Annotated in this window: 12 protein-coding genes; 3 read left to right on the forward strand and 9 right to left on the reverse strand. The window is 54.3% G+C overall.

The window, feature by feature from the left end; genetic code table 11:
* The first annotated feature begins 9 nt into the window (after positions 1-9).
* The 3 genes from AC0IWZ_RS00715 (at position 10) to cspE (ending at position 2,686) form a co-directional block, all read left to right on the forward strand.
* Positions 10-1,326, forward strand: a complete 1,317-nt coding sequence (locus tag AC0IWZ_RS00715) for an MFS transporter (RefSeq protein ID WP_172895724.1) — start codon at positions 10-12, stop codon at positions 1,324-1,326.
* Between the two features lie 2 nt (positions 1,327-1,328).
* Complete coding sequence (locus AC0IWZ_RS00720; protein ID WP_471678384.1) at positions 1,329-2,165, forward strand: shikimate dehydrogenase family protein; 837 nt, start codon at positions 1,329-1,331, stop codon at positions 2,163-2,165.
* A 308-nt stretch (positions 2,166-2,473) separates the two neighbouring features.
* On the forward strand, positions 2,474-2,686 hold the full coding sequence (cspE, locus tag AC0IWZ_RS00725; protein ID WP_034461105.1) for a transcription antiterminator/RNA stability regulator CspE: 213 nt from the start codon (positions 2,474-2,476) through the stop codon (positions 2,684-2,686).
* Positions 2,687-2,894: 208 nt separating this feature from the next.
* On the opposite strand, the gene AC0IWZ_RS00730 is transcribed toward cspE, so the two are convergent.
* From AC0IWZ_RS00730 to AC0IWZ_RS00770, 9 genes are read right to left on the reverse strand one after another with little or no spacing between them, the layout of a single operon-like run.
* Entirely contained in the window at positions 2,895-3,905 is a 1,011-nt protein-coding gene (locus AC0IWZ_RS00730) for an HAD family hydrolase (RefSeq protein WP_471678383.1), read from the reverse strand.
* Positions 3,902-4,918, reverse strand: coding sequence for an oxygen tolerance domain protein (locus AC0IWZ_RS00735; RefSeq protein ID WP_471678382.1), 1,017 nt, complete (start codon positions 4,916-4,918; stop codon positions 3,902-3,904). The genes AC0IWZ_RS00730 and AC0IWZ_RS00735 overlap by 4 nt, the downstream gene beginning before the upstream one ends.
* Positions 4,915-6,438 carry a vWA domain-containing protein gene (locus AC0IWZ_RS00740; RefSeq protein ID WP_471679101.1) on the reverse strand — a complete coding sequence of 508 codons (1,524 nt, stop codon included), beginning with the start codon at positions 6,436-6,438 and terminating at the stop codon, positions 4,915-4,917. The genes AC0IWZ_RS00735 and AC0IWZ_RS00740 overlap by 4 nt, the downstream gene beginning before the upstream one ends.
* Positions 6,435-7,412 (reverse strand): vWA domain-containing protein, encoded by a 978-nt coding sequence (locus AC0IWZ_RS00745; protein ID WP_471678381.1) that lies wholly within the window; start codon positions 7,410-7,412, stop codon positions 6,435-6,437. The genes AC0IWZ_RS00740 and AC0IWZ_RS00745 overlap by 4 nt, the downstream gene beginning before the upstream one ends.
* Positions 7,405-7,845, reverse strand: coding sequence for a DUF4381 domain-containing protein (locus AC0IWZ_RS00750; RefSeq protein ID WP_172895718.1), 441 nt, complete (start codon positions 7,843-7,845; stop codon positions 7,405-7,407). The genes AC0IWZ_RS00745 and AC0IWZ_RS00750 overlap by 8 nt, the downstream gene beginning before the upstream one ends.
* Entirely contained in the window at positions 7,846-8,751 is a 906-nt protein-coding gene (locus tag AC0IWZ_RS00755) for a DUF58 domain-containing protein (protein ID WP_471678380.1), read from the reverse strand.
* Entirely contained in the window at positions 8,751-9,749 is a 999-nt protein-coding gene (locus tag AC0IWZ_RS00760; RefSeq protein WP_259268339.1) for an AAA family ATPase, read from the reverse strand. The genes AC0IWZ_RS00755 and AC0IWZ_RS00760 overlap by 1 nt, the downstream gene beginning before the upstream one ends.
* Positions 9,746-11,041: an anaerobic sulfatase maturase gene (locus tag AC0IWZ_RS00765; protein WP_471678379.1), complete on the reverse strand. Its 1,296-nt coding sequence runs from the start codon at positions 11,039-11,041 to the stop codon at positions 9,746-9,748. The genes AC0IWZ_RS00760 and AC0IWZ_RS00765 overlap by 4 nt, the downstream gene beginning before the upstream one ends.
* A 49-nt stretch (positions 11,042-11,090) precedes the next feature.
* Positions 11,091-12,677: an arylsulfatase gene (locus tag AC0IWZ_RS00770; protein ID WP_471678378.1), complete on the reverse strand. Its 1,587-nt coding sequence runs from the start codon at positions 12,675-12,677 to the stop codon at positions 11,091-11,093.
* Between the last annotated feature and the right edge of the window lie 167 nt (positions 12,678-12,844).

Genomic DNA, 12,844 nt, shown 5'->3' on the forward strand with positions numbered 1-12,844 from the left:
GAATTACTGATGGCAAGTTATGAACAGGGCGATATCGCCGCCCCGAAAACTGCTGTTGAAAAACGTTCGCGCACGCGAATGGTCATCCTGACGCTGCTGGCTATCGGGACCATGATTAACTACCTCGACCGGACGGTATTAGGTATTGCCGCGCCGCAACTGAGTGCCGATCTTGGAATCGGTGCCGCAACTATGGGCATCGTATTCTCGGCATTTGCGTGGACGTACGCCGCAATGCAAATTCCCGGCGGCATCTTCCTTGACCGCTTCGGCAATAAAATCACCTACGCGCTGGCGCTGTTTTTCTGGTCGGCATTTACCTTATTCCACGGCTTGACGATGGGCCTGAAAACCTTGCTGCTGTGCCGCCTGGGATTGGGTATTAGTGAAGCGCCGTGCTTCCCGGTCAATAGCCGTGTCGTGGGCAAATGGTTCCCGCAACATGAACGCGCTCGCGCCACGGCGGTGTACACGGTCGGAGAATATGTCGGTCTTGCCGCGTTTGCGCCGCTGTTGTTCTTTATTATGGAAACCTTCGGCTGGCGCGCGCTGTTTATCTCCGTGGGCGTGGTCGGCATTTTATTTGTGCTGGTGTGGTGGCGTTATTACCACGAGCCGCATGAGTCTAAAACGGCTAACCAGCTCGAGCTTGAGTACATCGGCCACGACCAGCAATCGGCTGAACCTGAACCGAAAATGAACTTTAGCTGGGCGAATGTCGGCAAGCTGGTGAAATGCCGTCAAATTCTCGGCGCGGGTATCGGGCAGTTTGCCGGAAACACGACGCTGGTGTTCTTCCTCACCTGGTTCCCGACGTATCTTGCGACGGAACGGCATATGCCGTGGCTGAAGGTGGGCTTCTTTGCGATCCTGCCGTTCCTCGCGGCGGCGGTGGGTGTGATGTTTGGCGGTTGGGTTTCAGACCAAATCCTGAAACGCACCGGGTCGGTGAATATTGCCCGTAAACTGCCGATTATTTCTGGCCTGCTGATGGCGAGCCTGATTATCTCAGCGAACTGGATGCCAACCGACGCGCTGGTGATTACGGTGATGTCCGTCGCTTTCTTCGGGCAGGGCATGGTCGGACTTGGCTGGACGCTGATTTCCGATATGGCGCCGAAGAACCTGGCGGGACTGACCGGCGGCTTATTCAACTTCTGCTCCAACCTGGCTTCCATTATCACGCCGCTGATCGTCGGTTTTATTGTCGCGGCAACCGGCAACTTCTTCTACGCGCTGGTGTACATCGGCGGTGCTGCGCTGCTGGGCGTCTTCGCTTACGTCTTTATTCTTGGCGATATCAAACGTATTGAGATGGAAGATTAATCATGGAAATCAGTGGCAATACCCGTTTAATCGCACACCTGGGCTATCCCACCACCACGTTTAAAGCGCCGATGATTTACAACCCGTGGTTTGAAAGCCAGGGCATTGATATCAAAGTGGTGCCGATGGGGGTCAGGGCTGATGATTACGCGCAACTGATTCCTTCTTTATTCCGTATGACTAACATTATTGGCGCGCTGGTGACGATGCCGCACAAAGTCTCGACCTGCGACTTAGTGCAAAGCCTCAGCCCGACGGCGCAAATTGCCGGAGCCTGTAACGCCATTCGCCTGGAGCCGGACGGTCATCTTCGCGGTGATATGTTCGATGGCGACGGCTTTGTGCGTGGCATGTTGCGCAAAGGGATTCAGGCGCAAGGAGCGCGTGCGTTGGTGGTCGGTAGCGGCGGGGTGGGGTCGGCGATTGCGGCCTCACTGGCGGCGGCAGGCGTTGAATCTCTGGCGCTTTATGATAGCCGCCCGTCAAGCAGCGAAGAGCTGGCAATCCGGCTGCGCAGGCACTACCCCACGCTGACGGTGCAAACCGGTTTGCGCAACCCGCAGGGGTTTTCGATAGTGGTGAACGCAACGCCGCTGGGCATGAATGCAGGGGATGAATTGCCTGTGGATATTCACGCGCTCACACCCGGAAGTTTCGTTGGCGAGGTGGTGATGAAGAGCGAAATCACGCCATTTCTGCGCGCTGCAATGAAAAGAGACTGCCAGATACAACCTGGAACAGATATGTTATTTGAGATGATTCCTGCATATATGGAGTTTTTTGGCCTGCCGGAAGTGACGCCAGAAGCCCTGCGAAAAGTCGCAAAAATAGATTATTAACAACGCATTAGAACATAGCGAGGCGGGTGTAACTTCGTATGATTTACACCCGCTAAGCGAAGCGCTAAATGAGACGTAATTTAACTACAGAGCTGTGGACGGCTAAAATAATCCTTGTCATTCATCGCCTAAGCATGAGTTAATACGCCCCATCGGTTTGACGTACAGACCTTTAAAGCAACCTAGTAAAGCAGTCCTTCAAGAGTCATCCCTGGATACCCTTTGTCGTGTGCTCCTCTACCGCTTCATAAAATCTGTAAAGCATACCAAATCGCCGTAAGGCACACTCAATTCAAAAGGTAATACACATGTCTAACAAAATGACTGGTCTGGTAAAATGGTTCAACGCTGATAAAGGTTTCGGCTTCATCACTCCAGACGACGGTTCTAAAGACCTGTTCGTTCACTTCTCTGCAATCCAGAACGACGGTTACAAATCTCTTGATGAAGGCCAGAAAGTTTCCTTCACCATCGAGAACGGCGCTAAAGGCCCAGCAGCTGGTAACGTAACTAGCCTGTAAGGTTAGCGTTAACTAAGCTCTAAAGAATTTAAAAACCCGCTTCGGCGGGTTTTTTCGTTTCTGTCCGATACCGCTCTGTATCGAGATCTCTCGTCAAAACAGGCTGTTGTAGGGTGGATAAGCGCTAGCGTCATCCACCGTTTACGCCTGTCATTGCTGGTGGAAGTGTCGGATGACGCTGCGCTTTTCCGACCTACGAAGCTATGATTTACTGTTTTGGCGATTCCGGAACACAGGATTTCGGGTCAAACACCGTTCTCCAGTCCTGCTTCATATCCACCACCGTCCAGCCTTTTTCCTTCGCCATACTTAGCCCTTCGACCAGTTTACCGCTGGCAGGCGGATGGCTATCGTAAGCATATTCACGCTCGGCATCGGTATGGTGAACCAGCAAACCGAAGGTTTTATAGTCCGGGTTGGCTGCGGTGTACTGCATCATCGCCAAATCGCCATCGCTGTTACCAAACGCCGCAACTGGGCGTTGGCCCATAAACAGATGGATAGCAACGGGCTTGGCGGCCGCATCGTCGTAGAAAGCCCCTTTCATGGTTTTGCGTAACTGCGTGCCGTTGTCGGTCAGGGAAAACGCGCTAAGCGAGAATGAGCCGATCACTTGCTCAGGTGGAATGCCGTACATTTTCTCCGCGATTACGCGCATAAAATCAATGCCGCCGCCGGATACAATCCACGTTTTGAAGCCGTTTTCACGCAGGTAATCGAGCAACTGGCGCATCGGCTGGTAGCCCATTTGATCGTACCGGCAGCCAAAGCGATTATCCCGGTGGCTACCGACCCAATTGGCTACGCGCTGGTCGAATTCTTCGGTGGTGATGTTGCTGTGCGTCAGCTCTAAAAGCTGCATCAGCCCTTTTTCACCCGCGGCAGCAACGGTTTTTAAATCATTATTCAGCACCGCGCTCACAATGGGATCGTTTTTCCATTCCGGGTGCTCTGGCGCGAGGCGTTTTACTTCATCAATAGCGAACTGGAGCTGGAACGTTAGCGGTGCTTCGGGCCACAACGTGCCGTCGTTATCAAACACCACGTAGCGCTTTTGGGGTGGAATATAGGTTGAGCGGTCTTGATTGGTGGCATTTTGCACCCATTGTTCAATGGATTGTTTCGCCGCCGTATCTTTCCACGCAGACAGCGGGTCGGCGGCGTGAGCCGTACCCATTGCACCCAGAATTAGCGTTGTGAGTAAGAGTTTATGTTTCATCGTTCACCCCTTTTGGTGGGAGTCAGTTCGGGCAATGGGACAGGGTTCCAGAAGCGCTGCCAGACGTGGTGCAGATACCTGAAACTGCGCCGCAGCGGGCGGCGCGTAAACCAGAGAAGCAGCGCCATCAGTACGACGGAGCCAATAATCAAAACGATGCGCCATTTTCCATCATCGGTGGTGCCGCGCAGTGCCGATTCACTTCCTGCGGCACGAGCATCCAGAACCTGCATGGTGGAGCCGGGCAATTGCGCCACTTGCCATCGCTGATTTGCCGTGTCCCACCAGCGTAATTTCAGCGGCGGAATGGTGATGGCACCCGCTTGTGAAGGTAAATAACGCAGGGTTTCTTCACGCTGTGCGCCTTTGATTTCCCCTCGTCCCGTTTTCAGCATGGTGTTCACTGGCGTCAGGCGCTGGGTTTCGGTGCCAGGAATGGCGTACAGCAATTGCGGGATTTGTGTGGCAACAATCCCGTTGGCCTTAACCGTGACGGTGCGCTCGATTACGTCACCCGCGTGGAGTTTGTCGTCTTTGCTTGCGTGATACTGGGTGATTTTCTGGGTGAGCGTTAAGTTGCTGGCGGGCAGGAAGCGATCCGGCTGCTCAACACCTTCCGGCCAGACCACCTCTTTTTTCAGCTCGGGTAATTGCACCGTGATGGGCGGTTGGTTGGGCGAGGTGAGGGTGATTTCCACCGCAGGCATGCGCAGCTCGCCCTGATCCCACGCGGTGATTTGTCGCTCAAGGCGCACGCCGCTCCAGCTAATGCCATTTTTCTGGCGACTCAGCAGTTGGTTTGGCAGCGGCGTGGTGAGTAACGAGCCGTTCTCAATTTTAAAATCAGGCCATTGCGGAGGGGGATTAAACCAGCTATCGGTCCAGAAGGTGATAGCCACCCGCACGGGCTGACCGGGCGCGACATGCTCTGGCGCTTCAAGCTCGCGCGTAATGTCCATCGCCGCTCGGGCAGGTAACACCGCCAGCAAAAGCACCATCAGCAAGGCTCTCATGGCGTCTCCTCCGTGTTGGCGCGGTAGAGATTTTCCAGCAGGCCAGAAGGGGAAACCTCCAGGTTTTCAAACCACTGATTGACCTGTGGGCTGCTGCTGGCAACGGGTTGGATATCCTTCTGATTGACGCCCTGATCTTTCTTTAAATCGTGTTTAATTTCGTCCGGTTTATAGTCCTGTTCTTTACCCTGAGCCGCCTGGCGATCGCGTTCTTTCTGGCGCAATTCCATAATGATTTTGGCGATGGCGGCGCGGTTTTTCTGGGCCATTGCCCAGTCCGGGCGCAGGCTTAAGGCGCGGTCATAGCTGTTAATGGCCTGCTGCCACTGCTTTTGCTGGGCGTAGCTGTTGCCCGTCCATAACAGCGATTCAGCGGTTTGCGGCGCCTGGCGAAATGCGGAAGTAGCCGCGACAAAATCTTCGGCGCGGTAGTAGGCGATGCCTTGCCACAGCGGGTCCTGAAAACGCTCTGCCGCTTTTTTATATTCACCTTTATTGAAGGCGAGTTGCCCCTGCATATCCGGGCTAATCCACGCATCCTGCCATGCGGCCTGGCTTTGCGGCAGATACAGCAGCGGCACCAGCACAATCAGCCAGCAAATCAGCTGTCGCCGTCCGAGCAGCAGTAGCAAAAGCATCGGGATCACCAGCAGATAGCCGCTGTTTTTCCAGTGCAAATCGCCGCGAGCGTTGTTTTGCGCGCTCACCGATTGCTGGATGTGGCTGGCGAGTACCGATAAATCGCTGTCGTCGCTGGTGACGAGCGTGACCGGAGTGCCGCCATCGCGAATTTGGCTAAAGCGTTCGACGTTCAGACGTGTATCAATCCCACGCTGGGCGTAGCTTTCGGGTAATTCACCCCCACGTGCAGTCCCCGGAACCCAGATTTGAATGGGCGCTTTTTGTTGGGCAAGCCAGGTTGCGTCTTGCGCCGAAACGGTGTCGGCAATCAGTAAAATATTGCGCGGCATATTCGGTGTTTCTGGCATGTTTTTCATCGCCAGGGCGATAGCCTGTTTTAGCCCCGAGCCTTCACCTTCTGGCAATAAATTTGGGCTTTGGGCATGCAAGAACAGCGAGTAAAACGTCGGGTCGGAAGTGAGCGGTGTGGTCAGATATGCATGAGCGTTGTAAACCACCAGGCCGAAATGCGTGCCTGTTGAACGATTCATCAGGTCCATGATTTTGCTCTGCATACGCTGGTGGCGGCTCGGCGCTAAATCCTGCGCGTACATCGCTGGATCTTGCTGTAACACCACCATCATGTTGCTTTGCTGCGTCAGTGCGGCTGGGAGTTCACGCTGCCAGGTCGGGCCTGCCAGAGCGATGACACCGAGTGCGCACAACCACGGTAAAATCTGGGTCAGGCGTTTTTGTCGCCCAATAATCAGCGCTTTGGCAAACGGCTTATCCATAATCTGGTGCCAGGCGCTGCGTTGGCTGCTGGCAACAAACCACAGCAGCGCGCAAATCAGCAGGCCGAGCAGCCGCCATGGGTAAACAAAATGGAAGTCACTCATGCTGTTTTCTCCCGCACGAATCGCGTGACCGCGAGCAAAATCAGCAACGCCAGCGCCAGTAGCAGCGGCCACTGGAACAGCGGGATGTGCCACGACCAGCCGATGGATTTCACCTGCACGGGGGTGATGGCGTCGATTTCCTGCCATACGCTATCGAGAGCCGCGCCGGAACCGGCGGCAGTCCAGGATTTTCCGCCGGTAATACGCGCGATATCCTGCATTAGCGGCAAATCTACTTTGTCATCGCCAGTGCTGTTCAGATCGCCAAAGGCGATGGTGTGTACCTGAACGTGGTGTGTTGCCGCCAGTTGTGCGGCGAGCGGTGGCGCTAATTGCGATGCGGTGTCGTTGCCGTCGGTGAGCAAAATCGCCAGTTTGCTGGCGTCTTTGTTAGCGGTGGTATCGAGCAGTTTCACACCGATTCCCAGCGCGTCGCCAATCGCGGTTTGTTGACCAATCATGCCGGGCGCGAGTTGGTTAATGCGCGTTTGCAGCGCCTGTTTGTCTTCGCTAATCGGGGCGAATGGCCACGCCTGGCTGGCAAAAATCACCAGCCCGATGCGGTCGGTTTTACGCGCCGCCACGAATTTTCGCACCGATTCCTGAACGGCCTGTAAGCGCGTGATCCCACCCTGAACGTCGTTTTTGCCCATCGAACCGGAGACATCCAGAATCAGCACCACATTGCGCATCGGTTTTTGAATATGCTGCGGCGGTGTCAGGTATTCCGGGCGCGAGAGGGCGGCAACCAGCAGAATCCACGTCAGCCAAAAAATCAGGCTTGAGAGTTTGCTGGTGCGCACCGGCTGGCTGTTGAGTTTCAGCTCATCAATTAATTCCGGTAAGAACGGCACGCGAACATGTTCTTTGACTTCGCGATCCTGCGGTAAAAAATAGCGGCCAAGCAGCGGCAGGAAAATCAATAACCACGCCCACGGCCAGGCGAAATCGAGGCGGCTCAGAAACTCAGACATAAGGCAGTTTCTCCAGCCAGTGTTTCAGTTGTGTTTGCAGACGTGCGTTTTGATTCGCCTCGAGCTGGTTATCCGGCTGGCAATATTTGGCGCTCAATTGCTGGCGCAAATCGGCGTCGATTTCGACATGCTGCAAGAGTTGTTCAGGCGAAAGCGTGTGGCTAATTTGGCTGCGCGGCTGGTGCATCAGCAGAATGCGTTTTATCAGTTCCAGCCAGCTATCGGCGCTGTGAGGCTGCTGCAATGCCGCCAGCGCTTCACGACGCCACACATTGCGCCGCCATCTCGCCAGGCGGAATAACCCGAAGATAATCAGCGCGATAAGTAACACACCGCCGAGCACAAACCAGCCGGGCGGCAAGGGAAACCAGGAGATGCTTCGTGGAAGCGCCGGGTTTAACAGCTCCGGCACGCTAAATCCTTTCTCCAGCATTCAGACTCCCTTTTGTAGCTGCTTGAGAAGATCGTCTGTGACGACTATCTGGTTCACGCGGATGCCAAGCCGTGTCAGTCGGTTTTGCAGGCCGGAAAGTCGCGCAGTCACGCTTTGTTGAATCTCATCTTTTAGCCGTGGCGAAAGCGAAAATGCGGCTTCATGACCCTGATAACTGGCGGCCAGGTTTCCTTGCGCCGGGAGGGTGAGATGCAGGTTGTCGAGTGTGACAAACGCGCTAATCTCGCAGCGCCGCCGCAGAGCGGCCAGCAAGGCTTCACCGGACGCATCGAGATCGTGGAAATCACTGATGACGGCCATCCAGGATCCGGCGGGGATCAGATGCATGGCGTGTTGCAGCACGCTGCTGAGCGTCACGGTTGCGGGCGTTTCATCAGGGTAGTGTTCGGGTAATTGTTGGTTGTATTGCAGCAGGTCATCGAGCACTGCGGGCAGATTGGTGCGTGGGGCGCGGCATTTTTGCAGGCTGTAATTCGCGTCGCTGAACACCGCGCTGCCGATGCGGTCGCCATCGTGCCAGCTTCGCCATGCGAGCAGGCCCGCAATTTTGGCGGCTGCGACAGATTTGGTTTGCCCGCGGGTGGCAAAAAACATATCCAGCCGCTGATCGACGATCAAGAACACCGGGCGCTCGCGCTCTTCGTTATACATGCGGATCCATGGCGATCGCAGGCGGGCGGTGGCTTGCCAGTCGATCAACCGCACGTCATCACCTGGTTGGTAGCGACGGAGACTATCAAAATTAAGCCCGCGCCCCTGCTGGCGTGAAACACGCTCACCCGCCAGCGCTCCCGGTGGGATCTGCCCCGGTGGGTTCGACAGCAAACGTGCTTCGCCTGCCAGCGCCATCAGGGTTTGGCGATCCACCTGTAACGCGCTATTCATTACGCTACCACTGCGTCGAGCAACATCCGGATCACGTCGTCCGGCGAGGTGTTATCGGCGTTGGCCTGGTAACTGAGCATCAGGCGATGGCGTAACACTGCCGGGGCGACGAGCTTGATATCTTCTGGCAATACCGCATCGCGGCCTTCGAGCCAGGCCAGTGCGCGGCCACAACGGTCGAGTGCTAAGGTGCCGCGCGGGCTGACGCCAAACGTGATGTAACTGGCGAGCGTGTCGCTGATACCCTGCGGATGGCGGGTCATATCCACCAGATTGACGATGTAGTTTTCAATGGTTGGTGCGACGTAAACCGCCGAGATTTCCTGCCAGCAGGTGGCAATATCTTGCTGCGATAACATCAGGGTTTCAGGCAATTTTTCCGGCTGTTCCGTGGAGCTTGCGAGGTATTTTTGCTGCTGCTCGGAGCGCACCAGTTGCATCACTTTTTGCTCGTTTTCTTTGGACGGATAATCCACCAGAACTTTCATCAAGAAGCGGTCAAGCTGGGCTTCTGGCAAAGGCCAGGTGCCTTCTTGATCCACCGGGTTTTGCGTCGCCAGCACCATGAAAATGCCCGGCAGCGGCCAGGTTTTCCCGGCCACCGTGACGTGGCGTTCTTCCATGGCTTCGAGCAAGGCCGATTGCACTCGTGCCGAGGCGCGGTTTATCTCATCGGCCAGAATAATATTGCCGAAGACCGGGCCTGGGCGGAAACGGAACTGGTCTTCTTCACGCGTGGCATTTTGCTGGTAAATCTCGCTGCCGGTGATGTCTGACGGCAGCAGATCTGGCGTGAACTGTATGCGGCGGAATTCACCTTCGACGTGTTTAGCGAGTTCACGCACCGCACGGGTTTTTGCCAGACCCGGCAAGCCTTCGAGTAGCACGTGTCCGTCGCAAAGCAGCGCGACAATTAACATGCGTACCAGCGATTCCTGACCCAAAACCTGTTGATTCATACGCTGCTCAAGTTCGAGCAGTTTCTCTCTGTTTGTCATTTGCGCAATCCTGCAAAGTCACGTTTCAAAAGCGTGGCGAGACCGACAAGAATCGGCTCGGCGTAATTGAAGAAAGTCTTGATGCCGGGGCAAAGATAATTAAGGCCAGGCTCGCCGTCTGGCGTGCGGACAAGGCGGTTTTTCGGGCATTCACCCCAGCATAATTTCAGGTACGGGCACTGTTTACAGTATTCCGGCAGCGTGTCTTTCTTACCCATGCCAAAGGCTTTCTGGCGTTCGGAAAATGCCATGTGCGCGAGTTTGGTGTCTTCGATATTGCCAATCTGATATTCGGGATAAACGTAGTGGTCGCAGGAATAGATATCGCCATTTTTTTCAATGGCCAGCCCTTTGCCGCAGAACTCAGACGCAGTACAAATTTGCGCGGGCATACCCATGGTTTGGGCGACGGCGGTCTCAAACAGGTTGACCTGCACGCGGCCTAAATCGTTATTCACCCACTCTTCAAATACCGTTTTCAGGAAGGTGCCCCAGTCATCGGGGTCCACTGACCAGTCGGTGACGATGGAATCCAGATCGCCCGGTTTTGCGCGGCGCGTACCGGTAATGGGAATCGTGTCATCGCGCCAGAATTGCGGGGCGGTGACTTTGAAATCAACCGCTTCTACGCACGGGTTAAATTGCACGTAGGTTGCGCCCAGTTCGCGGGTGACAAAGCGGTACACTTCCAGCGGGAAACGAGCATTGGTGCGGTTGACGGTGACGAGCGCGTTGAATGGGACTTTGTATTTTTTGAGCGCTTCGACGCCTTTCATCACTAAGTCGAAAGTCGGTTTGCCGCTGCGCGTGACGCGATAGCGGTCGTGCAATTCTCGTGGGCCGTCAATCGACAAGCCAACCAGAAAACGGTGTTCTTTGAGGAATTCAGCCCATTTGTCGTTAATCAACACGCCATTGGTTTGGAGGTCGTTTTCGATGCGCTGGCCGGGCTTTTGGTACAGCTTCTGGAATTTGACGACTTTTTCGAAAAACTCCAGCCCCATCAAGGTCGGTTCGCCGCCTTGCCAGGAGAAAACCACTTGCTCGCCATCCTGGCCGTCAATGTACTGACGAATGAAGTTTTCCAGCACTTCGTCGCTCATGCCGGTGTGGCGGTCCTGATGCAGCAGATCTTCTTTACTCAGGTAAAAACAGTAGGTGCAATCGAGATTGCAGGTGGAGCCGGTTGGCTTCGCCATAACGTGAAAACGACGCTTATATTCAGGGCCTTTGCCATCATATTTCTCTGCTGACGGTAATGCTTTAACCGGCAATGTTGTGCTGTACTTCATAGCGAACCCCTAAATAACCGGGCAGCGAACTGCCCGGTAGAAGTAAAAATTAATTACTCTTAGCACCTTGCTCGATCAATGCCTGAACATCTGACACTGTGAAAGAGCCTGGTTTCTGACGTGGCGGGAATTCCTGGAAGCTTTGCAGCATTTCACCAACGTATTTCTGCGCACCACCGAGCAAGAACAGACGGCTATAGAACCAGCTGTTGTAGTCCATGCCGGTATCGCCTTTTTCAAGCGGGTCGATTTCCAAATCGAAAATCATCGGGACGCGCAGGACGGTGAACGGATAGCGCCACACATCCATGCCGGTGTGTTCCTGAATCATAAAGTGCGCTTTCCAGCGGCCATAACGGATTGCCAGTAAGTCACCGTCATCGCTCCAGTAGAAGAACTCTTTACGCGGGTCTTCGCCTTTACCTTGCAGGAAGTCGAGCTGGTTGTAGCCATCAAGGTGCACTTTGTAAGTCATTGAGGTGGTTTTGTAGCCTTTAAGCAGTTGTTCTTTGATATCCGGAACGCCTGCGGCGGCAACAAGTGTTGGGAACCAGTCGTTGCTGGCAAAAATATCGTTAATCATGGTGCCTGGTTTGATGTGGCCCGGCCATTTGATCATCGCCGGTACGCGGAAACCACCTTCCCAGCCGGTATTTTTTTCGCCACGGAACGGTGTCATCCCTGAATCAGGCCAGGTGGCAAGCATCGGGCCGTTGTCGGTGGTGTAAAGCACAATAGTGTTGTCTTCGATGCCAAGGTCTTTAATCTTCTGCAAAACCTCGCCGACTATCTTGTCATGCTCAACCATGCCGTCTGCATAATCCCCAAGCCCCGTCACGCCTTTGCTGGCATCTTTGAGGTGGGTTTTGTTGTGCATACGCGTGGTGTTGTACCAGGTGAAGAAAGGTTTACCGGCTTTGGTCTGGCGTTCCATGAAGTCGTTGTTGGCGGCGAGGGTTTCTTCGTCAACGGTACCCATACGTTTGATGTTAAGCGGACCGGTATCTTCAATTTTGCCGTCGGCGGTGCTCTTAATCACGCCGCGTGGGCCAAATTGTTTACGGTATTCAGGATCTTTCGGGTAATCCGGGTTTTCAGGCTCTTCTTCAGCATTCAGGTGGTACAGGTTGCCGAGGAATTCATCGAAACCGTGCGCGGTTGGCAGGAATTCGTCGCGGTCGCCGAGGTGGTTTTTACCAAACTGCCCGGTCGCGTAACCGAGTTGTTTGAGGATATTGGCAATCGTTGGGTCTTCTTTACTGATACCTTGCGGCGCGCCCGGCATACCGACTTTACTCATCCCGGTACGGAATGGCATTTGTCCGGTAATGAACGAAGAACGCCCTGCGGTCGAGCTTTGCTCAGCGTAATAGGAGGTGAACTTCGCGCCTTCACTGGCGATGCTGTCAATGTTCGGCGTTTTGTAACCCATGGTTCCCTGGTTATAAGTACTGAGGTTCCAGTAACCAATATCATCACCAAAAATAACCACGATGTTAGGTTTTGAGGCGTCTTGTTTCGGTGCATTTTCGGGCGAGGCTGTTGCGGGAGCGGCATGAACAGCGGACACGGCGCCAGACATTAAAGTCAGCATGCTGGCTATCATTGTCCTTTTGAAAGGGACGTTGTTAAGCATCTTTGGGACTCCGTTCATTTAAGGGACTCAGTGAGTATAGTAAAGACCTGAAATTTGCTATTACGTTTTGAATTCTCATGAAAATTAGCTCAATAAATGAGATGAGATTGTTCTTGAGTGTATAAATAGAGGGTTGTTATCTAACTCTTTGAATAAAAAGAAATAGC

The organism is Buttiauxella sp. AC142 (genome assembly GCF_979253435.1).

Coding starts and splice junctions, on each gene's coding strand:
- AC0IWZ_RS00745 (WP_471678381.1), bottom strand. CDS start 7,412: ATGTCTGAGTTTCTGAGCCGCCTCGATTTCGCCTGGCCGTGGGCGTGG.
- AC0IWZ_RS00750 (WP_172895718.1), bottom strand. CDS start 7,845: ATGCTGGAGAAAGGATTTAGCGTGCCGGAGCTGTTAAACCCGGCGCTT.
- AC0IWZ_RS00735 (WP_471678382.1), bottom strand. CDS start 4,918: ATGAGAGCCTTGCTGATGGTGCTTTTGCTGGCGGTGTTACCTGCCCGA.
- AC0IWZ_RS00770 (WP_471678378.1), bottom strand. CDS start 12,677: ATGCTTAACAACGTCCCTTTCAAAAGGACAATGATAGCCAGCATGCTG.
- AC0IWZ_RS00715 (WP_172895724.1), top strand. CDS start 10: ATGGCAAGTTATGAACAGGGCGATATCGCCGCCCCGAAAACTGCTGTT.
- AC0IWZ_RS00730 (WP_471678383.1), bottom strand. CDS start 3,905: ATGAAACATAAACTCTTACTCACAACGCTAATTCTGGGTGCAATGGGT.
- cspE (WP_034461105.1), top strand. CDS start 2,474: ATGTCTAACAAAATGACTGGTCTGGTAAAATGGTTCAACGCTGATAAA.
- AC0IWZ_RS00765 (WP_471678379.1), bottom strand. CDS start 11,041: ATGAAGTACAGCACAACATTGCCGGTTAAAGCATTACCGTCAGCAGAG.
- AC0IWZ_RS00720 (WP_471678384.1), top strand. CDS start 1,329: ATGGAAATCAGTGGCAATACCCGTTTAATCGCACACCTGGGCTATCCC.
- AC0IWZ_RS00755 (WP_471678380.1), bottom strand. CDS start 8,751: ATGAATAGCGCGTTACAGGTGGATCGCCAAACCCTGATGGCGCTGGCA.
- AC0IWZ_RS00740 (WP_471679101.1), bottom strand. CDS start 6,438: ATGAGTGACTTCCATTTTGTTTACCCATGGCGGCTGCTCGGCCTGCTG.
- AC0IWZ_RS00760 (WP_259268339.1), bottom strand. CDS start 9,749: ATGACAAACAGAGAGAAACTGCTCGAACTTGAGCAGCGTATGAATCAA.